Genomic DNA, 25828 nt, shown 5'->3' on the forward strand with positions numbered 1-25828 from the left:
AACTTAAAGGGCGTTATCCGCGGCCATTTTCATGAAGCTGGAATCAAATCTGAGTTTGACGTTGTTTTTATCGCCAGCCACCTCACCATCAGGATAGGCAATACCGATAAAATCGGCATCCATCGCGCCGTCGCCTAACAGACCATGATCAAACGAGAAGTCAGTAATGTGTTTCATCGTTGCTTGCAGCTGATCGCTGTTGGCAAAACTGACTGCTTCGGCGGCTGTGTAGAACATCTTGGTTGCATCCAGCTGTGCTTGATAGCCTGGTAGATCGGTTCCTGATGCTTCAGCCATCATCGTCAAGGCTTCTTCATTACCGGCTTGCATTTTGGCCATGATTTCATACCAGGCACCGGTTAACGCTTTGCCAAAAGCAGGGTTCGCTGCAAGTGTTTCACTGTTAACCACTAATAGGTCGATGATTTCGCCAGGGATTTCGGATGAATCAAATACTTTGGTGGTATCAGGAATTGCGGTTATTTCTGATAGTAATGGATTCCAGGTCACTGTAGAGGTGACATCCGACGCATTAAATACGCCTACCAAATCAGCGTCTGACGTATTCACGACGGTCACATCACGTTCACTCATCTCTACACTATCCAAAGCACGCGCTAGCAGATAATGCGAAACTGATAATTCGACCAGATTGACCCGTTGACCTTTGATATCAGCAAGCTTTTTATCAGCGCCTTTCAGAACGATGCCATCATTGCCGTTGGAAAAGTCACCAATAATTAAAGCTGTACTATCAACACCACCGGCAGCAGGAATGGTCAGGGCATCCATATTGGTCATGGTGCAACCATCAAATTGGCCAGCGGTATATTGATTAATTGATTCGATATAATCATTGATCTGCACGACATCAATTTCGATATCGTATTTATCTGCCCACTTTTTAACGATACCGGCATTATCAGCATAATCCCATGGCATCCAGCCAGCATAGATAGTCCAGGCTATACTGAATTTATCTTTGGTTTCAGCGTGTGCCGCTAATGGGGAAAGAATAAAAGAGAGGGAAAGCAGCAAAATGCTGCCGATGCGGTAAAAAGTGCGCTTCATTTTGGTAATACCTCACAGCTTAATTTAAGAACACGGTGAAAGAGATGTTTTATTCAAACAATCTCCCGGGCTTTTATCCCTCCGTGTAACCTTCGCTGTGAAGGTCGGTCACTCTCGGTCCAGACGTTATTTGCATAACCGGAACCCTAGAGACCTTATTGCTGTTCTGTTGGTGTGATAAAAACACCTCTAACACGCTGCGGGTGTTAACGCAGGATCTAGGCCAACTACATAAGATGTTTAGATATCAATTAAAAACAATAGCTTGAATTGTTTTTAGGTTAAGACAGTAAATTTTTATCGCACCATATTTGTGCGTCTTTAAATGTTAATGCTCAATTATGGAGCGGTTAGAGCAGTTTTGTCGGATAATTTTTCCAAAAAAAAGCCCCTATTTCAGGGGCCTTTTTTTAAGTTTCTGCTGATGATTAGAACGGAATATCATCATCGTAGTAATCGGCTTCACCACCTGACCCGTAACCCGGGCCGGCCGAAGCTGAGGCCGGTTGTGGGTTATTGTAATTACTTTTCGCTGCGGGTTGAGAAGGGCGACTTTGGTTGTAGTCCTGATTATCGCTGCTTCCGCCGCCACCAGCGCCTTTACTGTCCAGCATAGTCATTTCATTGCCAACGATTTCCGTTGTGTATTGATCTTGGCCTTGCTGGTTTTGCCATTTACGCGTCTGAATACGACCTTCAATATAGACTTGTGAACCTTTACGCAGATATTGCTGAGCGATTTCACCCAGTTTGTTACGTAATACAACACGATGCCATTCGGTGCGCTCTTGGCGTTCACCGGATTGTTTGTCACGCCAGCTTTCTGAGGTCGCAATCCGTAAATTACAGATCGAGCCACCATTAGGAAAAGCTCGGCTTTCAGGATCGACCCCGAGTCTGCCAACCAGAATAACTTTGTTTACTGACATGGTGAATTCCTTTACTAATTCAAATTTTTATTCATTTTACGCATAAATCAGGCACGCTTCGAGTTCATGCAAATCGACATCATCGGCAAGATATTTAACGTATGCGATCCGCTCTTCCAGCACAATGACGATCTCAACTACGCCTTTAATAGCATTCAGCCGTTCTACAAACTCATCAGCAGTCTCGGCGGTCACTTCGTTTAACGGAACAATGCGACTACTGTAATGTTTTGGTGCCTGCATCGGCAACATCATAATCAACCATCCAGCAGAGATAAGTCCTGCAGACCAGAAGATCCAGCTGATATCTCCAAAACTATAGATAATTCCGCCCAAAATACCACCGAGAAAGGCCCCGATAAATTGGGCGCTAGAGTAGATCCCCATCGCGGTGCCTTTGTTTTTAATCGGACTAAGCTTGGACATCATCGAAGGCAGGCTGGCTTCAAGAATATTAAACGCGGTGAAAAACAACCACAAGCAAATCATCAGCATCGCCAATGAACTTGGTAATAAAGCCCAGCCTATTTGAGCAACTGCCAGAACAGCAATTGCTCCGATAAACACCATTTTCATTTTGCGCTGTTTTTCGGCGATCAGAATAAACGGCACCATGCTAATAAATGCCAGAATTAACACCGGTAAATAGGTTAACGCTAAATCTGCTTTGGCCACTCCAGCAAAATCCTGCAAGGCGATCGGTAACGCAAAAAAGCTTAAGGTGAGTAATAAATGGAGAATCAGAATACTGAGGACCAGCCGCATAATCGATGAATTCGACATCACTTCACCAATTTGCGCACGTGCGGGTTTCATATCTTGATGTTGTTTGTGTTTATACGGAGTGGGCACCCACCAACGTAAAACAATCATGCCAAATATAGCCATTATTGCCGTGGCCCAGAAGATACCATCTAGTCCAACCAAGCTTTCCAAAGCCGCGCCACTGGCTAATGCCACAGAGAACGATAAACCAATACTAATCCCGATTGCGGCCATGGCTTTGGTGCGATGTTGATCGCGGGTCAGATCCGCCGTTAAAGCCATCACTACAGCGGCAATGGCACCACTACCTTGTAATAGGCGTCCTAAGATGACGGTATAAATAGAGTCAGCCATCGCGGCTAACAAACTACCCAAAGTAAACAGGATCAAGCCTATATAAATGACTTTTTTTCGACCAATACGGTCGGAGAGCATGCCGAAGGGAATTTGCAACAGCGCCTGCGTTAAACCATAGGCACCAATCGCGAGACCAATCAATAATGGTGTGCTGTGTGAATATTGTTGGGCGGAGAGCGAAAATACCGGCAAAATCATAAATAGCCCAAGCATTCGCAGGGCGAAGATAAGTGATAGACCGGAAATAGTACGTTTCTCCAGCGCACTCAGTGCGTCGGATGTGGCTTGCTTTTGCGTCATGATAGGGTGACAGAGTATATTGATCCGTTGGATTTTACTACGGAACAGGCATGAAAAGTATCAGCATTCGCGGCGCCCGTACGCACAACTTGAAAAACATCGATCTGGACCTGCCCAGAGATGCGCTGATTGTGATTACCGGATTATCTGGATCAGGCAAATCGTCACTGGCTTTTGATACCTTGTATGCGGAAGGTCAGCGACGTTATGTGGAATCGCTATCAGCTTACGCAAGACAGTTTTTATCGATGATGGAAAAACCGGATGTCGATCATATTGAAGGACTTTCCCCGGCGATTTCCATTGAGCAAAAATCGACTTCGCATAATCCGCGTTCCACCGTCGGCACGATCACCGAAATTTATGATTACTTAAGATTATTGTTGGCCCGCGCCGGTGAACCGCGTTGCCCAACCCATCATTTACCATTGGCCGCGCAAACGGTCAGCCAGATGGTCGATACCGTTTTGGCGATGCCAGAAGGCAAGCGTTTAATGCTGTTGGCGCCGGTGATTCAGGATAGAAAAGGTGAGCATCTGTCGGTGTTTGAAGGTCTACGTGCACAAGGTTTTGTACGCGCCAGAGTGAACGGTGAAGTGGTGGAATTGGATGATCCGCCTGAACTTGAGTTACGAAAAAAACACACCATCGAAGCTGTGGTTGACCGCTTTAAAGTGCGGGAAGATATTCAACAACGGCTGGCTGAATCCTTTGAAACGGCTCTTAAATTAGCCGATGGTGTGGCCAAAGTGGTGTCGATGGATGATGACACTGACCAAACATTATTTTCGGCCCGTTTTGCCTGTTCTGAGTGTGGCTATTCAATAGCCGAACTTGAACCACGGATGTTTTCGTTTAATAACCCAGCCGGTGCTTGTCCAACCTGTGACGGTCTGGGCATCAAGCAGTTTGTTGATCCTTCACGGGTTGTTGCTCATCCTGAACTCAGTTTGGCGGCTGGTGCGATTCGTGGTTGGGATCGTCGTAATGCCTATTATTACCAAATGATTTTGTCATTAGCCGAACATTTTAAATTTGATATTGATGCCGCATTTGATTCGTTACCGGAAAATGTCCGTCAAGTGATTCTTTATGGCAGCGGCCGCACTGAAATTGATTTCGGTTATATCAGTGATCGTGGCAAGCGGGTTAGTCGTAAACATGTATTCGAAGGCATTATTCCGAACCTGCAACGGCGTTACCATGAGACTGAATCCGGCAGCGTGCGTGATGAATTGGCTAAATTTCATTCAATTCGAGCCTGTCCCGATTGTCATGGCACTCGCTTACGGGAAGCCTCGCGTAATGTGTTTATCAATGAAACCAATTTGCCAGAAATAACGGCAATGCCCATTGGGGAAGTGACGCGTTTCTTCCAGGAATTACAATTGCCAGGCAAACGCGGAGAGATTGCCGGAAAAATTGTCAGTGAAATTGCTGCACGTTTAAGTTTTCTAGTGAATGTCGGTTTGGATTACTTGTCGTTAGCACGTAGTGCCGACACATTATCTGGCGGTGAAGCACAGAGAATTCGTCTGGCCAGTCAAATTGGTGCTGGTCTGGTCGGTGTTATGTATATCCTCGATGAACCTTCAATTGGTCTGCATCAGCGTGATAATGATCGGTTGCTGGAGACGCTGACTCGACTACGTGATCTGGGTAATACCGTCATCGTAGTGGAGCATGATGAAGATGCGATCCGTAGTGCCGATTATGTTTTGGATATTGGGCCGGGTGCGGGGGTACACGGCGGTGAAATAGTCGCTCGTGGCACACCTGAAGATATTATGAACAGTGAGCATTCGCTTACCGGTCAATACCTCTCAGGTCGTCGTAAGATCGAAATACCAGCCAAACGTGAAGCGGCTCATGCCGGTAAATCAATTGGTCTGCGTGGAGCCTGTGGCAATAACCTGAAACATGTCGATGTGGACATTCCGATTGGCTTGATGACCTGTGTGACCGGCGTATCAGGTTCCGGTAAATCGACGCTGATTAACGAAACCTTGCTTAAATTGACCTCTAAAACCCTGAACGGCGCCTCAGATGAACCGGCTCCACATACCGAAATTTTGGGCCTGGATCAGCTGGATAAGGTAGTAGCGATTAACCAAAGCCCGATTGGCCGGACACCACGATCCAATCCGGCTACTTACACTGGTTTATTTACGCCGATTCGTGAATTATTTGCCGGTACTCAGGAAGCACGAGCACGCGGATACGGCCCTGGGCGATTTAGTTTTAATGTCAAAGGCGGCCGCTGTGAAGCCTGTCAGGGTGATGGTCTGATTAAGGTCGAAATGCACTTTCTGCCCGATATCTATGTGCCCTGTGATGTCTGTAAAGGCCAGCGATATAATCGTGAAACATTGGATATTCGCTACAAAGGCAAAACCATTACCGAAGTGCTGGATATGACTATCGAAGACGCTAATGTGTTTTTCGAGAACATTCCGGTGGTAGCCAAAAAACTGCAAACGCTAATTGATGTTGGTCTGACCTATATCAAGTTGGGGCAGAACGCTACGACCTTGTCTGGTGGTGAAGCGCAGCGGGTCAAATTAGCCAAAGAATTGTCAAAACGCGATACTGGTAAAACCCTGTATATCTTGGATGAACCGACTACTGGCCTGCATTTCTATGATATCGAGCAGTTGCTCAAAGTGCTGCATCATCTGCGGGATCGTGGCAATACCATTGTGGTAATTGAACATAATCTGGATGTGGTGAAAACCGCTGACTGGGTGATTGATATGGGGCCAGAAGGTGGTGCTGGCGGCGGTGAAGTGATTGCTGTGGGTACACCAGAGCAAATCACTGAATATCCACGTTCGCATACCGGACATTATCTGAAGCCGTTATTAAAATGAGTCTGGAACAGGAAGTGAAACTCGCCGTTCATGGCGAGTCCAAACTGAATCTTGCCAAGTTGGATTGGCTGCAAGCAATGACCAGTGAACAAAAACAGCTGCATTTGCGAACGGAATACTTTGATACGCCACAACTGAAATTGAAACAGCAGGGCATTGCTTTACGGATGCGGCAAATGGATGATCAGTGGCTGCAAACAGTAAAAACCAGTGGCAAGGTCAAAGATGGATTGCATCAGCGTGAAGAGTGGGAACATCCCATTTTGAATGGTGAATTTGATTTGCCATTGTTACGCCAGACACCATTAGCGCCGATTGTTGATGACAGTGGTAGTTGGAAGCAATTACAGCGTTTGTTTTACACCGAGTTTCAACGCGATGTTTATATGCTTGAAGCACAGCAGGATACGTTGATTGAACTGGCTTATGATTTTGGTGAAGCAGGTTCTGGAGATAATAAGGCTGTCATTCATGAAATTGAGCTTGAGTTACGTCATGGCGCATTGGAAGTGTTGCAGCAAATTGCTGAACGACTGAAAACGGAATTGAAGCTGAGTTATAACAACCGAAGTAAAGCTGAAATCGGTTATCAGTTATATCAGCAAAACCAGGCGAGTTAGCTTCATTTAACGGGCTGACATACCCCGGGCACTTTCAAACTTCCACGTGCGAATAATGGTCAGCATATCGCTGTCTTGCAGCACATCTTCAGGGATTGCGGCATAAGGTGCCCCCAATCGCACAATCCGAACCGCAGCGTCATCCAACACTTTATGACCTGAAGATCGTGATACCACAATGCCATCGGGTGGCACACTGCCATCTGGTTTGATATCTACCGATAACATCAAGCTGCCATTAACACCCTTATCTTTGGCTTCCTGCGGATAATTCATATTACCGATCCGCTCGACTTTCATTTCCCATGCCCGCATATATGCTGCTGCAGAATATTCTTTAGTGGCTGCCGAAATGCGTCGTTTTTTTGGCTTCTCGCTTAACGCCTTGCTGTTATTTTCCAGAGTATTTTGTAATGACCCGATTTCGCTTTTAGCACGTGCAATTAATTCCGCACCTGATACTGCTGGTGCGGCAATTTCAGTTTCTTCAACGACATCAGCAATCTGCTCGGTGATGATTTCGGATGTTTCTACTTTTCGCTCAGCCGATTTTGTCGTCACTTTTTTGCTAGCAGTTTCCGGTTCAGGTTTTGTTTCGACCGGTGGTTCTTTAGCTGGAGGCTTAGGCGTCGGAACTTCAACTGGAGCCACTATTGGTGTGGGCTCTTCAATCGGTGGAGCTGGCTCCACAACAGGTTCAGCAATGACTGGTTCCATTGGAACAGGTTCCAACTCAGCAATCGCTGGCGGCGTAGGGTCGGTTGAAGCAGGTATCTCTTCGGCAAGTGGTACTGATAAATCTTGCGTCGGTTCAGGTGACTTTTCTTCAGTTTCACCACCGCCCTCATTATTCACCTGAGCAAGATAACTGGCTTCTTCAGGTTCTTGTTCAGTTTGCTGTTTAACCAATGTGATATCCAGTTGATTGACTGGGGCATTGGACGGCGGGGAGGTCACATTAAAACTGACAGCAAGCACCACGACCGCATGCAAAATAGCTGACCCGATAAGGGTCAGGATAATGCGATCAGTGGCGCTTGAAGTGCTAAACATTCACTTACTCTTGTGGGATTTCGCGAATCACTGGTTCACGGTCATGTCCGGTTAACCTAACACGCTTCTGCATCGCGGGACTCATTTCCACTTCCCCATCCTCAGTGACCAGCATCACCATATCAATACCCATTTCAGCGGCAACAGTTGGCCAGTCGCTGCCCGCGACAAAAATAGCAGTTGCGGCGGCATCTGCCATCGAGGCATTTTCATGAATCACTGTGGATGACATGGCTTGATCGGCAGGATAACCGGTACGCGGGTCCAGAATATGTGGGTAACGTTTTCCTTGATAGGTGAAAAAGCGCTCGTAATCTCCAGAGCTGAAAACGCTTTCATCACCACTTACTGCGACCGACGCTAATACCTTGTCATGTCTGGGATGACGAATACCAATGATCCACGGGCGCTCGCCATGTGAGCCAATAGCACGTAAATCGCCACCGATATTGACCACCGCATTCTGAATGCCTTGTTGTTGCAGAATCGCAATGGCGTTATCGACGGCGTAGCCTTTAGCAAAACCGCCAAACCCTAATCGAACTTGAGGATTCTTGCTGGTTAGCTGACCATTTTCGATAACAATATCATCCATGGTCGGACTAGCAGCGAGCCAAGCATCAATATCCGCTTGGGGAGGCGGTGGACGGGATTCAAACCAGTCATCCTGCTCATATCCCCATAATGCAAATAAATTACCGGCTGCCGGATTGAACAAATGACCACTGTCTTTTGCTAGTTTCTGGGCCAGTAAAATAACGCTGGCCACATTGTCATCCACCGCTATAGGTTGTTCTGCGGCAATCGCGTCATTTATTTTGGTTAGCACACTGGGCTGCCATGCATGCCACAAGTCATTTACTTCTGAAAAGGATTGTTCCAGTGCATCAATGGTATTGCCCGCTTTTTCTTCATCTACACCATAAAGACTGACATCAATTTCGGTGCCAAAAGCATAAAATTTGGCTTGTAACGCTCGGTCCTGGTCACCACACGCAGTTAAGAAACTTAGACCAATAACTAATAAAAGGCTGCGTAAAACAGTCTTCATAAATGTGCCTCAATACAATTCATCAAATCACCGGCGATATTCAGATTAAATTGCCGATCAAGCTCACGGATACAGGTTGGGCTAGTGACATTGATTTCGGTGAGATAATCACCAATTACGTCCAATCCCACAAATAACAGACCTTTTTCGCGTAATTTCGGTCCGACTTGCTGGCAGATCCAGCGGTCTCTTTCGGTAAGAGGGCGACCTTCACCTCGACCACCCGCTGCTAAATTGCCACGTGTTTCGCCATCTGCCGGAATTCGAGCCAAGGCATAAGGAACTGGCTCGCCGTTAATCAGCAGAATACGTTTATCGCCATCTTTAATGGCCGGTAAATATTGCTGCACCATTACCGATTTTGTACCTTGCTCAGTCAACGTTTCGACGATCACCGAGAAATTTGGATCGCCCTTGCTGACTTTAAATATTGATGCGCCGCCCATGCCGTCCAATGGTTTGATAATGATATCGCCATGTTGTTGCTGAAATTCACGCATCAATTGTTTCTTTCTGGTGACCAGAGTGGGCGGGCAACATTGGGGAAACCATGCGGTAAACAATTTCTCGTTGGCATCACGCAAGCTCTGTGGATGATTAACGACTAGGACGCCTTCAGACTGGGCTTGTTCCAGCAGGTAAGTGCTGTAGATATATTCCATATCGAATGGCGGATCTTTACGCATTAAAATAGCGTCTAATTCGTTCAGTCGACGGGTGGCGGGCTCACCTAACTGATACCAGTTATTGGCATCTTCAGTGACCTGCAGATCCCGCATACTGGCCATGACTTTGCCCTGACTTAGATACAGATCTTGTTGTTCCATATATTGAATGGTCCAGCCTTTGGCCTGAGCGGCCAGTAGCATCGCAAAACTGCTGTCTTTTTTGATATTGATGGCCGAAATAGGGTCCATCACGATGCCGATACGTCGCGACATAATTCTGCTCTTTAACGATTAATGGGTCGCTGCATTGTACCGTATCTGTTTCTTGGCGGTGACAGTCGCATGAGTCAAACTTACCAGCCCACTAATTCATTACCCAGTTGTCTCTACAAGCCACTGCTTTATTCGCTATAATCAGTGCATTTTTAGTCATGCGAAGACAATTTTCTCAATGAGTGATTCTGCGGCAACTGTGGCGGCCACGCCAAAAACTTTTCAAGAGCTGATTCTGCGTCTGCAACAATACTGGGCTGAGCAAGGCTGTGTGTTATTGCAACCTTATGATATGGAAGTCGGGGCGGGTACCTTCCACCCGGCAACCTTCTTACGAGCCATTGGTCCAGAGCCATGGAGTGCGGCATATGTGCAGCCATCACGCCGTCCAACGGATGGTCGTTATGGCGACAACCCAAACCGTCTACAGCATTACTATCAGTTTCAGGTGTTGATCAAACCATCGCCTTTGAATATTCAGGAGCTGTATCTTGGCTCATTAAGAATGCTGGGAATTGATACCTCCATCCACGATATTCGGTTTGTAGAAGATAACTGGGAATCACCGACATTAGGTGCCTGGGGACTGGGTTGGGAAGTCTGGTTAAACGGCATGGAGGTGACACAGTTCACCTACTTCCAGCAGGTTGGCGGTCTCGAATGTAAACCTGTAAGCGGCGAAATCACCTATGGTCTGGAACGTATCGCCATGTATCTGCAAGGTGTTGCCAGTGTTTATGATTTGGTCTGGGCAGATGGTCCACTCGGCAAAGTGACTTACGGCGATGTGTTTCATCAAAACGAAGTCGAAATGTCGACCTACAACTTTGAACATGCCAATACCGAACATTTGTTTCAGCAGTTCGATACCTGTGAAAAAGAGAGTGAAAGAATGATTGCAGCGGGCTTGCCATTACCTGCTTATGAAATGGTTTTAAAAGCATCACATACCTTTAATTTGCTCGACGCACGTAAAGCGATTTCGGTCACTGAAAGACAACGCTTTATCCTGCGGGTTAGAACACTGGCCAGAGCCGTAGCGCAGGCTTATTACGACAGACGTGAGTCCTTGGGCTTTCCGATGTTAAGTAAACAGGATGAGGTGCAATCATGAGTGATGTACGTGATTTCCTGTTAGAACTGGGCACCGAAGAGTTACCACCAAAAGCTTTATCGACTTTGAGTGATGCATTACTCAAAGGTATCGAAAAAGGATTAACTGAGGCAGAACTTAGTTTCTCAACTTCCAAAGCCTATGCCAGTCCACGTCGATTGGCGGTAGTCATCACCGGGCTACAGAATCAACAAGCAGATCGTAATATCGAAAAGCGTGGCCCTGCCGTTACTGCCGGATTTGATGAGGATGGTAACCCGACCAAAGCGTTGCAGGGGTTTGCTCGTTCCTGCGGTGTGGATGTCGATGCACTGGAAAAGCTGGAAACGGATAAAGGTGCTTGGTTAGTTTATCGCGAACAACAAGCTGGTCAGGCTGCCACTGAGTTACTGCCGGAAATTGTGAAGCAGTCCTTAGCGGCATTGCCAATTCCCAAGCGCATGCGCTGGGGCAGTTTATCTGAAGAGTTTGTCAGACCGGTACATTGGTTGATTCTGATGTTAGGCGATGAAATTATTCCAGCCAGCTTGCTGGGTGTGCAATCCAATCAACTAAGTTATGGACATCGTTTCCATCATCCACAGGCAATTCGAATCAGTAGTCCACAAACCTATGCGCCGCAATTGCTTAGCGAAGGCCATGTGATGGTTGATTTTGCTGAGCGTCGCGAAGCCATCCGCGGACAGGTCAATGAATTGGCCAGCCAACTCGGCGGTCAGGCCATTATTGATGATGAATTGCTCAATGAAGTCACCGGTCTGGTGGAATGGCCGGTTGCCTTATCGGGTGAGTTTGAAAAGCGTTTTCTGGAATTACCGTCACAGGCGTTAATCTCCTCAATGCAAGGCCATCAAAAATATTTTCCGGTAGAAGATGCTGCAGGTAAGTTGCTGCCGTATTTTATTACCGTGTGTAACATTGAAAGTCGTGATCCGGCGCAGGTTATTGCCGGTAATGAACGAGTGATTCTGCCTCGGTTAAGTGATGCGGCATTTTTCTGGGATACCGATAGAAAACGCCCACTAGCAGATCGCCAGGAACAGCTGAAAACCATCGTGTTCCAGAATCAACTGGGTACGGTCTATGATAAATCTCAACGTGTGGCGAAACTGGCTGGTTTTATTGCTAGCAAAATTGATGGTGATGTAGCACTGGCCGAACGCGCTGCCATGTTAGCCAAATGTGACTTGGTCACAGAAATGGTCGGTGAATTCCCAGAATTGCAGGGCATTATGGGCAGCTTCTATGCGCGTCTTGATGGCGAGCAGGAAGAGTTGGCTGCAGCGATGGATGAGCAATATCTGCCACGTTTTGCCGGTGATGCTTTGCCACTGGGTAAAACCGGACAGGCGCTTAGTTTGGCTGAAAAACTGGATACCTTGTGCGGTCTGTTTGGTATTGGACAACCGCCATCAGGAGCAAAAGATCCCTTCGCCTTACGCCGTGCGGCATTGGGCGTACTGAGAATTATCATCGAGAACAATCTGGATTTGGATCTGGCTGAACTTTTACAACAGTCAGTGCAAAGTTACGATAAGCAGCTTACTGAAACGGAAATTGTCACGCCGGTGATGCAATATCTGTTTGATCGTTTGCGCGGCTATGCCGCTGATGCCGGTCACCATGGTGATGTGTTTGAAGCTGTTTTAGCTTTACAACCTACACGTCCACTGGATTTCATGCAGCGCATGCAGGCGGTATCCGCATTCCGTGATATGGAACAGGCTGAAGCGCTGGCGGCAGGTAATAAACGCATTGATAATATCCTGCGTAAAAATGGTGCCTATGAAGCGGATCATCAGTTAAATGCGGCGTTATTGGAAGAAACAGCTGAACAACAACTCGCAGAAACGTTAAAACGTGTATCTGCAGATGTTGAACCGTTGATGCAGCAGGCTGATTACACTGCGGTATTACGCCGCTTGGCTGACATGCGTGAAAGCATTGATGCATTTTTTGACGAAGTCATGGTTATGGCAGAAGATGAAGCCATTCGTCATAATCGCTTGGCGTTGTTGAATCAGACTCGGGCATTGTTTCTGGGTGTGGCGGATATTTCCCGATTACAAAATTAGGATGCGTATATGTCGCTGATAATTCTCGATCGTGATGGTGTGATAAACCATGATTCGGATGATTTTATTAAATCGCCGGCGGAGTGGGAGCCAATTGAAGGTAGTCTGGAAGCCATTGCGAGACTGAATTATGCTGGCTATCGGGTGGTGATCATCACCAACCAGTCTGGCATTTCCCGAGGATTGCTGGATGTGGAAACGCTTAATCGTATTCACAGTAAAATGCGGCGTATGCTGGCCCAAGTTGGCGGGCGTATTGAAGCCATTTTTTTCTGCCCACATGGTCCTGATGATAATTGTGAGTGTCGTAAACCTAAAGACGCAGCGTTTAAAGAGCTGGCTCATCGCTTAAGAGTGAGTTTAGAGAATGTTCCAGCGATAGGCGATTCTCTCCGCGATATCCAGGCGGCAAAATCTGCTGGCGCCAAACCGATACTGGTGCGTACAGGTAAAGGTGATAAAACCTTTAAGAAAGGCATTCCTAAGGGCGTGCCGGTGTATGACAATCTGGCTGCAGTTGCCGATGCTTTATTGGAAGCCTCGATTTGATGCAGACTTTTCGTTCTTTTATTTTCCTGATTTTATATGCACTGACGGCCATTTTATTTTCTGTCATTGGTGTGCTGATTTGGCCAATATTGCCATTTAAACAACGGTACTGGGTGGTCAGTCGTTGGGCGATAATGAATATCTGGCTACTGAAAGTGATTTGTGGCTTAAAACTTGAGGTTGAAGGCCGGGAGAATATTCCGACAGAGCCCTGTGTGATTCTGTGCAAACATCAATCTGCTTGGGAAACGCTGGCATTACAAGCCGTATTTCCACCACAAGTCTGGGTGTTAAAACGCGAATTATTGTGGATCCCGTTTTTTGGTTGGGGGCTTGCGTCTTTAAGACCTATTGCCATTGATCGTAAAGCTGGACGTCAAGCTTTGAATCAAGTGATTGACCAAGGTAAGGAAAGGTTACAATCAGGTGCATTGGTGGTGGTATTTCCTGAAGGCACTCGTTTACCTCCTGGTACGATGGGAAGATTTGGTGTCGGTGGGGCGCGGTTAGCGGTGGATGCTCAGGTACCTGTAGTGCCAGTCGCTCATAATGCCGGTAGCTACTGGGCGAAAAGAGGTTTTTTGAAACGACCAGGTGTGATTAAAATGGTGATTGGCGCTAAGATAGATACTCAGGATTTGTCAGCTAATGCCGTTAACCAACAAGCATATGATTGGATGACATTAACCATGACCCAACTGGAAGGGAAAACACCGGTGCAATTCAATAAAGGTGAACAGCGTGGCGAGAGCTGAAGGCATTTTACGGCTATTAATTGTTGATGATTCGCTTACCGAAGCTGATGCCGTCATTAATATTTTGCGTAGCGCTGGGCACGCGGTCAGAGCAGGACGTGAAGATAATTTTGATGCGTTGGAGCAATGCTTAAACAAGCAAAGCTGGGATCTTATTATTTGCCGTGATCATTTGTCATCATTGGCTCCTATCGAAATAGTTAACTTAGTTAAACGATTAGGTAAAGATTTACCTTGTATTGTGATTACAGAAAATAAAGCTGCTGAAAAAGAGTTATTTCGCTCTGGAGTACAAGATGTCATTTTAAAAGGTGATGTTGAACGCCTTCAATTTGTCGCCGAACGAGAATTAGATAATTTGTTTATGCGGCGTCTTGGACGACGTAATGAACGCGCACTTCGTGAGAGCGAAAAACGTTCACGAGCGTTGTTAGAAAGCTCACGCGATGCAGTGGCCTACATGCATGAAGGCATGCATATCTATGTAAATCGGGCCTATCTCAATCTATTTGGTTATCAAGAACAAGAAGATATTGATGGCTTGCCGATCCTCGATTTGATTGATGGTGAAGACCACGCCAAGTTTAAAATGGTGTTTCGCCAATTTACCGAGCAAGCAGATGCAAAGCCGGCCACGGTTAGTGCTCAATGCCTAAAAAATGGTGGCTATGCCTTTGATGCTGATATCGAATTCAGTCACGCACAAGTTGAGGGTGAGGAATGTACTCAGGTTGTAGTACGTGATCGAAATGCCACTGTAGTTGAAGATGGCGAAGAACTAAAACAATTACGTGATTTTGATTTGCTGACGGGGCTATTTAATCGCACGCGGTTTGTAGATGAGTTACAACAAGCCGTGAATCAAGCGGCTGAAAATCATAGCGACTCCGCTTTACTTTACATGGTGCTGGATGACTTTCAGCAAATAAAAGAACTGGTTGGATTAACCACCAGCGATATGGTGATTAAAAGTGTTGCCGATCTATTACTGAAAACAGCTGAGGAAGGTGAAAAGTTGGGCCGCTATGGCGACCAGATTTTTACGATTGTTATTCCTAGTGACGATGAAAATATTGTTAACGCACGAGCCCAAGCTTTTCTAAAAACAATTGATGAATTCGTTTCTCACGCCAACGGTAAGATCATTGATTTGCATTGTAGTATTGGCATAGCACGTATTAGTGAAAATGTGGCTTCAGCACAAACTGCGTTGGAAAATGCCGATAAAGCCTGTACTCAGGCGCAACATGCTGGTGGTAATCAAACGGCGCGCTTCCAAGAACAAATGGTGCAATCTAACGTCGATGATCTCTCTGCTTGGCAGGCAGTTTTGCAAAATGCCTTAAATAAAGATTTATTCAGTATTCACTTTCAGCCCATTGTCGGATTGCATGGCCCTCAGCAAGAGCTTTATGACATTTTGCTAAGACTGAAAGATAACGATAAAACATTACGGGCTGAAGAGTTTATTCAGTATGCCGTCAAATTACAAATGATGACGGAAATTGATAAATGGGTGATTCGCACGGCGCTTAAAAAGCTTTCAGAACACCGTAAAACGCATCCTAAAACGCGATTTTTTATCAAACTTTCCGAGCAAACGCTGCGTGAAAAAGACTATGTCGATTGGTTATCAGCCACGCTGTCGGCACACAATTTAACCGGCCAGGCATTGATCTTTGAAATAAGTGAAACAGCTGCTTTAGATAATTTAGAAGATACCAAAATTACGATAGCCAAACTGAAGGCGATTGGTTGTGAATTTGGACTAGAGCATTTTGGTTCGGGAATCGATTTCTCACAAAGCCTGAGTGTTTTAGATGTTGATTATCTAAAAATTAACGGCAATTTTGTCGAAAATATGGCAAACGACACGGAAAATCAGGCCGCGATTAAAGCTATCGTAGAAATGGCAAAACAAGCAAAAAAACGGACTATTGCCGAGTTTGTTTCAGATGCCGTAAGTATGGCGCTTTTATGGCGATTAGGCGTTGACTACGCGCAGGGGTTTTATATACATAAGCCTTCTGAGAGACCTGATTACAATTTTGAAGACGAAGATCTCTAAGCCGATTATATCGTTTGATTTGGTTGAATAGATAAAGGCCGACTAATATAGAAGTCGGCCTTTTTATTTGTTTAAATTCGACCTGTACGCAATGCTTCAATACGCTTTTCAATTGGCGGATGCGTCATAAACAATGCGCTGATACCACCACGGCCACCTGAAATCCCCATAGCATGTAATTGATCAGGTAATGGTTGATCAGATGTTCCGGCAAGTCTTTGTAACGCAGCAACCATTTTTCCTGAGCCAACTAATCGTGCTGCTCCCGCATCGGCACGGAACTCACGCTGACGGCTAAACCACATCACGATAATGCTCGCAAGAATACCCAGCACTAACTCTGCGATGATGGAAGTGATCCAGAAAGCGGGGCCGTGGCCACGCTCAGTTTTAAATACGGTGCGGTCAACCAGATGACCAATCACTCTGGATAATACAATTACAAAGGTATTCACCACGCCTTGAATCAACGCCATGGTCACCATATCACCATTAGCAACGTGGCTTACTTCGTGGGCTAAAACAGCTTCCACCTCATCTTGTGTCATCGATTGCATTAAACCACTACTCACTGCAACCAACGCATTGTTACGATTCATGCCGGTGGCAAAAGCATTGGGTTGGGGCGATTGATAAATGGCCACTTCTGGCATACCAATACCGGCTTGTTGAGCTTGTCTAGAGACTGTATCAACCAGCCACTTTTCAGTTGAATTTTTTGGCGAAGTAATGACTTCGGCGCCAGTCAATCGTTTGGCTGTCCATTTAGAAATAGCCAATGAAATGAACGAGCCACTGAAGCCAATAACTGCTGCAAAAATCAGCAAGGAGGTCATATTTAAACCTGAGCCTTGCTCATCTAGCAAACTGTCGATACCGAGCAGTCGCATTGTCACGCTTAATACCGCTAACACCGCAATATTGGTGGCAAGGTACAACATGATTCGTTTCATTCGAGATTCCTTGAGATTAAGTTGTCGTTAATATGGGTTAGCAATGGTCAATTTTCAAGCTTGTGCGGATAAATTCTCAATCAATTTATTTGCAAACAGATGACCCGTCATGGCATTGGCGTCGGTTTGTTCAAGTAACAAACTGCAAACGATGCCGCCTTGCTCGATAGTACTGCCTGCTCCCGGCAAATCGTAACAATAATCCGGCCAATCAAAATTTTCCGGAATGATTGTTTTCTCGGGAGCAAAACAAAACCATAAGAGTTGTTTTTTGATGGGAAGTTCTAAGTTAATTATAGGCATGACAGCATCTGTGCTCATCATATGCCAATTAATGATGGGAAAATCAGAGGGTAATAATTGGCAAGATGCAGTAGGGCGAGGATTAATCTCAAGTAGAAAAACTCTACCAGATGAATCCAGCATAAAATCCAGCGACATTAAACCTGATAAATTGAGATGCCGCGTAAGCTTTTGCAGTGCGCTAAAGATATCCTGTTGTTGTATCTCATCTAGCTGTAGATTATTGCTAATGCCTTGTAAGCAAAAATTATTTAACTCGGCATTTATATTAAATTGCTGGTTGAAAAGTAATACTTGAAAGTCACTTCCGTTTGCCAGAAACAATACTGAGGCACTCATCCCATTTATTTGCTGTTGATAATAAACATCAGTCTGTTCAGTAATCGAATGTGCATCGACAACATGGTTTCCACCCCAAGCTGCAGCAGATTTGGCTAACCATTTTCCGTTAAGCGGTAGGTCTTTATTAAATGTTGTTGGCGGGTGGGATAAATTGAGTTTATCTAGCAAGGCAGTCCATTGCTCTGGGACGCAAATCTGTTGAAGGCTCTCGATGGAAGTGCCAGCAAATTTTATATTTGCAGGTAACTCCGCCAGCATAGGATAAAAACGCTCTAAACCGGTTCCACAAATTAATGTGCAAGGCTCTCCATCACTCAAACTAATGATGGTCTGTAACCACTGAGGCTTAGTAATTTTGTCGAGCGGCAGGAGTTTAAGATATCTATCGGTAACTCTCAGAGTATCACTGTCACCGAAGCAATCAGCAACACGGACAAGGTAACCTTCTCGTGCTGCTGATTGCGCCAGCATTCGTCCACTTTGAGCGACGACTAACAGGAGCTTGGGACGTTCAAGCATGTCCAGCTCCTAGTTGTGTTTAGACCAGTTTACGAGCACCTTCAAAGGCATTGCGGAAATCCAGATAAACCGGTTTATCACTTTCCAACGTTTCTCTGAGCAGAGCTTGTTGCAGTTTATATTTCACATTACCAATCGCCAATGCACCAATACCAACGGCTTTTGGGCACTGTGGTGCAAATTTAAGGGGTTCTCCGTTATCCATCAATTCCACCCCTTCAATTCCTAAGGGTGCCACGGCGTTAACATCCCCTGCGACTTTTAATTTTTTAGCATCTTGCAATACAGAAGCATTCAATACTTGAATGCCGGCTTTAGCGGCACAGAAAACCACATCAGCATCACTTAGTAGGCGGGCTTTGTCGGCATCAGATGCCGCAGTAGTTGCTCTTAAATTGACGCCATAACGTTTACGCGCTTCGTCAGAAAATTGCAGGGCGGTATCTAATGAAAAGTGATCGACAATCGTTGTTTCCGCACCTTGAAGTGCTGCAATAACGGCTGTTGCGAGACCAACTGGGCCCGTTCCACCAAATACAACGGCTTTACAGTCTTTATAGTCTTGATTGAAGTTTTTCTTCAGTTCGCGTTCGACGCAGGCTACCAAAGCCGCAGCTGTGGTGAATGCACCACTTGGGTCCGCAAATACAGGGATTTCAAAAGGCGGAACCATGGCCGACTTTGCTGCTTCCAACATATCCATCGCCAGCCCAATATCTCTGCCGCCGATAAACATACCGGTTTTTTTCACGCCAGCCGGACCACGGGAAAAAATGGCATCTTGCGTTAAGCCGGCTACTTCATTCAACTCAACATTATTGTAAGGCATTAAAATATCGTAACCGGCATCCAGAGCCATATTGATATCAAACGGACTGTTTTGTTTCATTGGGTTAAGCATATGAATAATGGAACGCTTGGACATGTTAATCCCTCATTGTTTTATTAAAATATAATGTCTAGCTATCGATTGTAATGCCAGCACCTTGATTTATACCAGCAGCTATTAATAATTCGATATCCTCAAACTGAATATCTGAGTCAATCATGCCATGAAGTTCTGCGGTCAGGCGATCTGCTTGCAATTGACTGTCGGTAAATACACAAGCCGTTGGGCCCCATGAACTTTGAGCCATGCCTTTAAAACCCAAAGATTTTGCATGTTCTATTAACTTACCTATTGGTTTGCTGGTGTATTGACCACCTTGTGCAGGTGCAAAATGTTGACCGATTAATCCTTGAATATCGCTAACCGCGGAACCAAATAAGTCTATATCCTGCTCAATTAATGCCGGCAATAACTGCATTAAGGTCAGATGACATATATTTTGGCTATGTTGCAAAGGAAATGTTGGCAGATTTTGGAACGCTTGTATTTCGATTTCCCCATGAATCCCCTGATGGTTTTTATCCATCAACATCACCAACCGCCATTGAGAAGGAAAAGCTTGCTGAAATAGTCGAGCAGGCGTCAAAGAATTAGGCCCTAAACCGGCATCGACCACAAAGCCGCCAGCATCAAAGGTACTAATACCGATGCCTGAGCGTTTGCCGCGATCTAAAGCTTGAGCAATCTTTGCAGTGGAGATGTCGATTTGATGATAGGTTGCCAGTAACCGACCGACTGCCAATGCCAACTGAGTGCCAGAGCCTAGCCCGGCATGTTCGGGAATCAATGAGTGGACATTTACAGAGGCTAGACGTGAATCTGTCGGGATATGTGGTGCCAAAGTAAGATAAAACTGATTTATCAGTTTGGTAATTCTGTTGTGTGTTGCGACGGGAACACTGACTACGGGATGTTGTGGTTCTTCTTCACCCGTCAGGCTGAGATGAGTATGGTGACTGTCAACGGCTAAACCAATACTGCCAAAATGGCGGCCTAAGCCGCCATTAAGATCGAGAAAACCGAGGTGGAGTCTTGCCGGTGCCCGTACCTGAATTGTTTGTTGCACGGGGGAGACCGGATCTTGCATTGTTATCACTAGCCGTTATCTATTTTGCAGGCAATATCGTAAATAGTGGTTTCATCCAAAAACAATTCATTGCTGTCAAACAGCGATGCTACTGCACCACGATGTACTTTCATTTTGAAGTTGCCAATCGCAATCGCACCGTAAAAACGTACACCTTGTTTTTCCGTTCCATTATCCATGACTTCCATGCCTTCAACACCTAACGGCGGCACAGCATTAACATCAGCGATAACTTCGAGTGTTTTGCTAGAGGTCCAAGTAACTTCAGGTACGATACAGACGCCGGCAGGACCAGCAGCAATGGCAACATGAGCATCTTTAAGCAATGCGGTAACAGCTTCATCACTACGGGTTTCGCCCGGAATAACATCTACTCCGTAGGCTTTTTTCATATGATCAACGGTGGATTTACTACGTGCCATACTGCGACAGGTTAAGGTTACTTTACTGGCGCCTTCTTTCAATAAATACAAAGCCGTACGTTGACCTACAGGACCTGCGCCCATGATGACTACATTTTTGCCTGTGATGTCATAGTTGGTCATTACCTTGCGAGCAATTGCTGCAGCGGTTGTATTCGAACCATTAGGATCCAACATAACTGATACGCGAACCGGACCAAAGAATGCTTTTTTAACGGCTTCACCTACAAGTTCGCTAGCAGCGACATTCGAACCACCGATGAAAATAGCGCTGTGTTTAAGGTTTTTTCCACCACGAGTGAAAATCATGCCGTGAACGTGAGCGGTGACATTATCCCGAGTTGCGCCGCCATGCGCGATAATATTATCTACCCCTGAATCATAGGCGACCGCCTGATCAAAAGTGCTTGCGACGGCATCGGTGTCGAGGTGAAGCAGTAATTTTTTCATCATGTTCTCCTGCATTTAGCATGGCTTGATGTGGGATAAATAAAGGCTGAATTTTACCCTATGTTGTAGATGTGAGGAAATTTAACTGTGGTTAGGTTCTGGAAAAAAGTTTGATTGGCAGTCTGTTAAAGTGGCAATATCCTGCTTCAATGTAGGAACTTATCTTTTTACATGCCAGTCACACCAGCACCTTATAATAAAATTTTAGGAGTAGAGAATGAAGAAAGCCAGCCTGACAATTCTGTTTGCCAGTATGACTGTTTTAGGTACGCCTGCTTTTGCGGATGGCCAAATGGATTTTTCAACAGTCACAAAAGTACAATATGTTACTGACTGCATGCAGGCAAATAACAAATTAAATGTCTATGAAGGTATTAACAAATGCTCTTGTGTTGTTGATAAATTAGATGAAGCCTTTACCGAGACTGAGTTTGTAGATGTCAGCACTGCCTATATGTATCGCAATCTGCCTGCCGATCGTGGCGCGCAGTTTCGAGATGATAAAGGCGTTAACACTATAATGGACAAGTATGAAGAAGTTTCGGCTTCAGCGTATAAAGAATGCAGAATTCAATAATTATAAAAAATCTATTAAAAAAGGCCGTTTTTAACGGCCTTTTTTATTGAAGTTGTAAAACTATCTTGTAAGTTAATTCAGATTTGTTTTTCCATTGAGTAAGTCATTTCTTTACTGTCATTAATCATCGCTTTTAAAACGCCATGTTTTTGGGGAGTAAAGTTAAAACGCACACTTGGGTCCTCACTGATAGAAATCCCTGCTTCTAATGTGATCAAGTTTTCGCCTGCAAATTCTATGACCATTTCTTTCACATAGTGTGGAGGGATGTAGCCACGGGTTTGTTGATCGAATTGTAAACCACTATTGTTTGGATGACTTACAACTACCTGTGCTTGAGTCATTTCGCCAATGTTGGCATCGCGCATTCGGATCTGCATTTTACCAAGACGAGCCATGGCAGCTTCCATGTCTTTACCAGCGGGGGCACTACAACCACCGGAAGCTTTTACAAAACGCGAAACCATGTGTAATGAGCCATCGTTCATTTCTGCGATCGCACGCATATCAGTGTATTGATCAATTCTTACCCGAGTAGCAATATCAATTTCACCCAACGATGGTGATAAGTGGAAATTCGCTGAATACGGCATTGGATTTTTATCAATAATGATATGAATATTTTTAATATATCTATCAGCCGTTTGCGGTTGAAGTGACTTTACACTTATCGGAACAATCGCAGCATCTTCAGCACGCATAGGAGCTTCAAGAACCAGAAGATCATCAGCGTTTTCACGAATTTCACGATCACCAAAATAAGTTTGTTTTAGCCCTGCCCATAAATCCTCTTCTGCAGTAGCTGCCTGAACACTAAAACTAATGAGCATTGCTGCGAGCATGCTTACAAAAACACAATTTCGCCCCATCATTTTCTCTCTCCTAATTATTATTCCCACTCCAATTCTACGAAAGCAGCGGTTACATTTCGACGATGATATTCTTCAAAAAGTTTCCATTTTTCAGCTTCTTGGGTGCCTACTGAGTCAATGGCTTCTTCAATGGTCCCGATATCATTAATAATTAATCTTATCTCTTCCCGTACGGTTGTCAGATATCGCAATAAATTCTGCCAGCCAGCGGATTCCTGTCCATCAAAAGCTGGCCCATGTCCTGGTATAACCCATGCCTCATCCAGTTCTGTTAGCTTGTTGATAGCTTCAATCCACCCGTTAATACTGCCATCCAAAACGGGAACACGTTCAACAAATAATAAATCTCCAGTCCATAATGTACTGGTGTTGGCATCATAAACCGTTAAATCATGGTCTGTGTGTGCTGTTGTGTAAGCCGTTAATATTAGCGGCCGGTTTCCAAGGTCCAATTTTAATGGCGAGTCAACCATTACAAGCGTCTCCGCTTCAATGAACTCTGTGCCTTTATAGGCATCGCCTAAAATTTCTGAAAATTGTTTGGCAAAATGTTGTTCACGACTCGCCATGGCCGCAGGTAATTTTTCATGACCTATAAATTCAGGATCATCATTTTTAAACGCGGCATTTCCCAAAATATGATCAGGGTGGACGTGAGTATTGATGACATAGCAGATAGGTAGATCAGTTTCTTGACGGATAGTTTTACGCAGCAACTCACCCTCACGGAAACTACCACCGCTATCAATTACGGCGACACATTCATTACCAATAATAAATCCCACATTGGCTATAGCTCCGAGGTTTTTATTATTTGCCACTTCGTGACTGCCTTGATGATAAAAAATACCCTCAGCTACGCGTTGTACCGAGTAGTTATCTGCCTGAATACCGCTGGCAAAGGCAAAAGATGAAACCACTATCGATACAAATGAAATCAATGAAGGCATAACGATGTCCCACTAAATGAAGGCTTCCAAACTGTTACAATAACGCACTTTACCGCAACTCATCTATATAGCTAGCAGAGAACTTTTCACTATGACAATTCGCACACGTTTTGCACCCAGTCCAACTGGATATTTACATGTTGGTGGCGCCCGTACAGCCCTATTTTCGTGGTTATATGCCAGAAAACATGGGGGGCGATTTGTATTACGTATTGAGGATACCGATTTAGAGCGTTCCTCCGCCGAGTCGGTGAATGCCATCCTTGAAGGTATGACATGGATGGGGTTGGATTATGACGAAGGCCCGTTTTATCAAACACAACGCTTTGATCGTTATAAAGAAATTATTCTACAGTTAATGGATCAAGGTGATGCCTATCACTGTTATTGCAGTAAAGATGAATTGGAAGCGATGCGTGAAGAGCAGCGTGCCAATAAGCAAAAACCTCGTTATGACGGTCGGTGCCGCCATATAACAACTCCTCGTCAAGGTGTTGAACCAGTGATTCGCTTTAAAAACCCTACCGTTGGTCAAGTGGTTGTTGAAGATGCGATCCGTGGCAATGTTGTTTTTGAAAACAGTGAACTGGATGATTTAATTATTGCTCGTCCAGACGGCACACCTACTTATAACCTAACGGTGGTCGTAGATGATCTGGATATGCAGATGACCCATGTCATACGTGGTGATGATCATTTAAATAACTCACCACGACAAATTAATATCTTTAAAGCTTTGGGCGCTAAACCACCAGTATTTGCACATGTTCCAATGATCTTGGGTGACGATGGAGCAAGACTTTCCAAGCGTCATGGTGCCGTCAGTGTGATGAGTTATCGGGATGCAGGATATCTTCCCGAAGCGTTATTGAATTATTTAGTTAGATTAGGCTGGTCGCACGGTGATCAGGAAATCTTTTCTTTAGCGGAAATGACCCAGCTATTTGATATTCAAGACGTCAATAAAGCTGCCTCAAGCTTTAACACCGATAAATTACTCTGGTTAAATCAACATTACATCAAAACCAGCGCGCCAGAACACGTTGCACAGCATCTCAGCTGGCATATGGGAGAGTTAGGTATTGATCCTGCTGATGGTCCTGCATTGGTGGATGTTGTGGTATTGCTTCAGGAACGAGCCAAGACGCTTAAAGAGATGGCTGAGTCTAGCGTGTATTTTTATCGCGATGTGGATAGCTATGATGAAAAAGCAGCACAAAAAAATCTCAATGAAACCAGCTTGCCATTGCTGGAAGCAGTACTCAAAGAACTCGTTGAACTCAGTGATTGGCTGGCAGAACCAATACACGATGTAATCAAAAATTGTGCTGAAAAACATGAGGTTGGCATGGGTAAAGTGGCACAGCCTATTCGAGTAGCCATTACCGGTAATACGGTTTCACCCTCTCTGGATGCAACTCTAGAATTATATGGTCGTGAGCGCGCACTTCGTGCAATTGCACATGCAATACAGTGGATCAAAGATCATGCCTGAATTTTTGGCTAAATTTAAAGTCCTTTATTTTCAATGACTTAATGTGTCGGGAAATACTTCCCGAAAATTAGATGGAAATACTCACAAAAAACTTGAGTAAAGTTCTTGACGAAGCCGGGAAGTGGTATTAAGGTTCGTCATACGCATGAGGTTCATTTCGAACAAGTCGTGACGTAAATACTAAAAAGTATATAGAGGACAACTTTATGAAGCTGAAAACATTAACAATCGCAATGATGGGTTTAGCAGTACCAGGTCTGGTCGCTGCTGATGAACTCCTTGAAATGCAAAAAAATGACAACAACTGGGTTATGCCAGCTGGTGACTATGCTAATACTCGTTACAGCGAACTGACTCAAATCACAAAAGACAATGTCAAAGATTTGAACATGGCTTGGTCTTTCTCAACTGGTGTATTACGTGGCCACGAAGGTAATGCTTTGGTCATGGA

Annotated in this window: 22 protein-coding genes, 1 pseudogene and 1 riboswitch; of the genes and pseudogenes, 10 read left to right on the forward strand and 13 right to left on the reverse strand. The window is 45.0% G+C overall.

Going from position 1 to position 25828, the window contains the following annotated elements; genetic code table 11:
* Positions 1-3: 3 nt before the first annotated feature.
* From ACN0V2_RS11545 to ACN0V2_RS11555, 3 genes are all read right to left on the reverse strand, one after another.
* Positions 4-1071, reverse strand: coding sequence for a putative urea ABC transporter substrate-binding protein (locus ACN0V2_RS11545; RefSeq protein ID WP_417550972.1), 1068 nt, complete (start codon positions 1069-1071; stop codon positions 4-6).
* 60 nt (positions 1072-1131) lie between these two features.
* Positions 1132-1232: riboswitch (guanidine-I (ykkC/yxkD leader) on the reverse strand.
* A gap of 267 nt (positions 1233-1499) precedes the next feature.
* Positions 1500-2000: a single-stranded DNA-binding protein gene (gene ssb / locus ACN0V2_RS11550; RefSeq protein ID WP_417550973.1), complete on the reverse strand. Its 501-nt coding sequence runs from the start codon at positions 1998-2000 to the stop codon at positions 1500-1502.
* A gap of 36 nt (positions 2001-2036) precedes the next feature.
* The gene (locus ACN0V2_RS11555; protein ID WP_417550974.1) at positions 2037-3422 is read right to left on the reverse strand and encodes an MFS transporter; all 1386 of its coding nucleotides are present in this window, start codon (positions 3420-3422) and stop codon (positions 2037-2039) included.
* 50 nt (positions 3423-3472) lie between these two features.
* Here ACN0V2_RS11555 and uvrA point away from each other — a divergent pair, with 50 nt between their 5' ends.
* Both uvrA and ACN0V2_RS11565 read left to right on the forward strand, forming a co-directional pair.
* Entirely contained in the window at positions 3473-6292 is a 2820-nt protein-coding gene (gene uvrA / locus ACN0V2_RS11560; protein ID WP_417550975.1) for an excinuclease ABC subunit UvrA, read from the forward strand.
* Positions 6289-6912, forward strand: a complete 624-nt coding sequence (locus ACN0V2_RS11565) for a CYTH domain-containing protein (RefSeq protein ID WP_417550976.1) — start codon at positions 6289-6291, stop codon at positions 6910-6912. Before uvrA ends, ACN0V2_RS11565 begins: the two co-directional genes overlap by 4 nt.
* Positions 6913-6918: 6 nt before the next feature.
* On the opposite strand, the gene ACN0V2_RS11570 is transcribed toward ACN0V2_RS11565, so the two are convergent.
* The 3 genes from ACN0V2_RS11570 to gshB are packed head-to-tail and all read right to left on the reverse strand — an operon-like array spanning position 6919 to position 9957.
* Positions 6919-7965, reverse strand: a complete 1047-nt coding sequence (locus ACN0V2_RS11570; RefSeq protein WP_417550977.1) for a TonB family protein — start codon at positions 7963-7965, stop codon at positions 6919-6921.
* 4 nt (positions 7966-7969) lie between these two features.
* Positions 7970-9016, reverse strand: a complete 1047-nt coding sequence (locus ACN0V2_RS11575; RefSeq protein ID WP_417550978.1) for an FAD:protein FMN transferase — start codon at positions 9014-9016, stop codon at positions 7970-7972.
* Entirely contained in the window at positions 9013-9957 is a 945-nt protein-coding gene (gene gshB, locus ACN0V2_RS11580; protein WP_417550979.1) for a glutathione synthase, read from the reverse strand. The genes ACN0V2_RS11575 and gshB overlap by 4 nt, the downstream gene beginning before the upstream one ends.
* Before the next feature lie 178 nt (positions 9958-10135).
* Between gshB and glyQ the strand changes: the two genes are divergently transcribed.
* From glyQ to ACN0V2_RS11605, 5 genes are read left to right on the forward strand one after another with little or no spacing between them, the layout of a single operon-like run.
* Positions 10136-11071 carry a glycine--tRNA ligase subunit alpha gene (gene glyQ / locus ACN0V2_RS11585; RefSeq protein WP_292360530.1) on the forward strand — a complete coding sequence of 312 codons (936 nt, stop codon included), beginning with the start codon at positions 10136-10138 and terminating at the stop codon, positions 11069-11071.
* Positions 11068-13146, forward strand: a complete 2079-nt coding sequence (gene glyS / locus ACN0V2_RS11590) for a glycine--tRNA ligase subunit beta (RefSeq protein WP_417550980.1) — start codon at positions 11068-11070, stop codon at positions 13144-13146. The genes glyQ and glyS overlap by 4 nt, the downstream gene beginning before the upstream one ends.
* A gap of 9 nt (positions 13147-13155) precedes the next feature.
* Positions 13156-13695 carry a D-glycero-beta-D-manno-heptose 1,7-bisphosphate 7-phosphatase gene (gene gmhB / locus ACN0V2_RS11595; RefSeq protein WP_417550981.1) on the forward strand — a complete coding sequence of 180 codons (540 nt, stop codon included), beginning with the start codon at positions 13156-13158 and terminating at the stop codon, positions 13693-13695.
* Positions 13695-14450: a lysophospholipid acyltransferase family protein gene (locus tag ACN0V2_RS11600; protein WP_417550982.1), complete on the forward strand. Its 756-nt coding sequence runs from the start codon at positions 13695-13697 to the stop codon at positions 14448-14450. The genes gmhB and ACN0V2_RS11600 overlap by 1 nt, the downstream gene beginning before the upstream one ends.
* The gene (locus ACN0V2_RS11605; RefSeq protein WP_417550983.1) at positions 14437-16518 is read left to right on the forward strand and encodes an EAL domain-containing protein; all 2082 of its coding nucleotides are present in this window, start codon (positions 14437-14439) and stop codon (positions 16516-16518) included. Before ACN0V2_RS11600 ends, ACN0V2_RS11605 begins: the two co-directional genes overlap by 14 nt.
* A 71-nt stretch (positions 16519-16589) precedes the next feature.
* Here the strand turns inward: ACN0V2_RS11605 and htpX are convergent, their stop codons facing one another.
* From htpX to ACN0V2_RS11630, 5 genes are read right to left on the reverse strand one after another with little or no spacing between them, the layout of a single operon-like run.
* Entirely contained in the window at positions 16590-17471 is an 882-nt protein-coding gene (gene htpX / locus ACN0V2_RS11610; RefSeq protein ID WP_417550984.1) for a protease HtpX, read from the reverse strand.
* 54 nt (positions 17472-17525) lie between these two features.
* A complete protein-coding gene (locus ACN0V2_RS11615; protein WP_417550985.1) occupies positions 17526-18635 on the reverse strand; it encodes an ATP-grasp domain-containing protein in 1110 nt (369 codons plus the stop codon).
* A 19-nt stretch (positions 18636-18654) separates the two neighbouring features.
* Positions 18655-19560: an NAD(P)-dependent methylenetetrahydromethanopterin dehydrogenase gene (locus ACN0V2_RS11620; RefSeq protein WP_417550986.1), complete on the reverse strand. Its 906-nt coding sequence runs from the start codon at positions 19558-19560 to the stop codon at positions 18655-18657.
* A 34-nt stretch (positions 19561-19594) separates the two neighbouring features.
* On the reverse strand, positions 19595-20611 hold the full coding sequence (locus tag ACN0V2_RS11625) for a beta-ribofuranosylaminobenzene 5'-phosphate synthase family protein (protein ID WP_417550987.1): 1017 nt from the start codon (positions 20609-20611) through the stop codon (positions 19595-19597).
* Positions 20612-20619: 8 nt separating this feature from the next.
* Positions 20620-21483, reverse strand: coding sequence for an NAD(P)-dependent methylenetetrahydromethanopterin dehydrogenase (locus ACN0V2_RS11630; protein WP_417550988.1), 864 nt, complete (start codon positions 21481-21483; stop codon positions 20620-20622).
* 217 nt (positions 21484-21700) lie between these two features.
* Here ACN0V2_RS11630 and ACN0V2_RS11635 point away from each other — a divergent pair, with 217 nt between their 5' ends.
* The gene (locus tag ACN0V2_RS11635) at positions 21701-22060 is read left to right on the forward strand and encodes a hypothetical protein (protein ID WP_417550989.1); all 360 of its coding nucleotides are present in this window, start codon (positions 21701-21703) and stop codon (positions 22058-22060) included.
* A gap of 77 nt (positions 22061-22137) precedes the next feature.
* On the opposite strand, the gene ACN0V2_RS11640 is transcribed toward ACN0V2_RS11635, so the two are convergent.
* A complete protein-coding gene (locus ACN0V2_RS11640) occupies positions 22138-22932 on the reverse strand; it encodes a quinoprotein dehydrogenase-associated SoxYZ-like carrier (protein WP_417550990.1) in 795 nt (264 codons plus the stop codon).
* Between the two features lie 17 nt (positions 22933-22949).
* Positions 22950-23882, reverse strand: coding sequence for a quinoprotein relay system zinc metallohydrolase 2 (locus ACN0V2_RS11645; protein WP_417550991.1), 933 nt, complete (start codon positions 23880-23882; stop codon positions 22950-22952).
* A gap of 91 nt (positions 23883-23973) precedes the next feature.
* On the opposite strand from ACN0V2_RS11645, the gene gltX reads away from it, so the two are divergent.
* Positions 23974-25377: a glutamate--tRNA ligase gene (gene gltX / locus ACN0V2_RS11650; protein ID WP_417550992.1), complete on the forward strand. Its 1404-nt coding sequence runs from the start codon at positions 23974-23976 to the stop codon at positions 25375-25377.
* A 206-nt stretch (positions 25378-25583) separates the two neighbouring features.
* Positions 25584-25828: pseudogene (locus tag ACN0V2_RS11655) on the forward strand (PQQ-dependent dehydrogenase, methanol/ethanol family); the annotation flags it as partial.

The organism is Methylophaga sp. (assembly GCF_048266885.1).
Classification (GTDB): Bacteria; Pseudomonadota; Gammaproteobacteria; order Nitrosococcales; family Methylophagaceae; genus Methylophaga.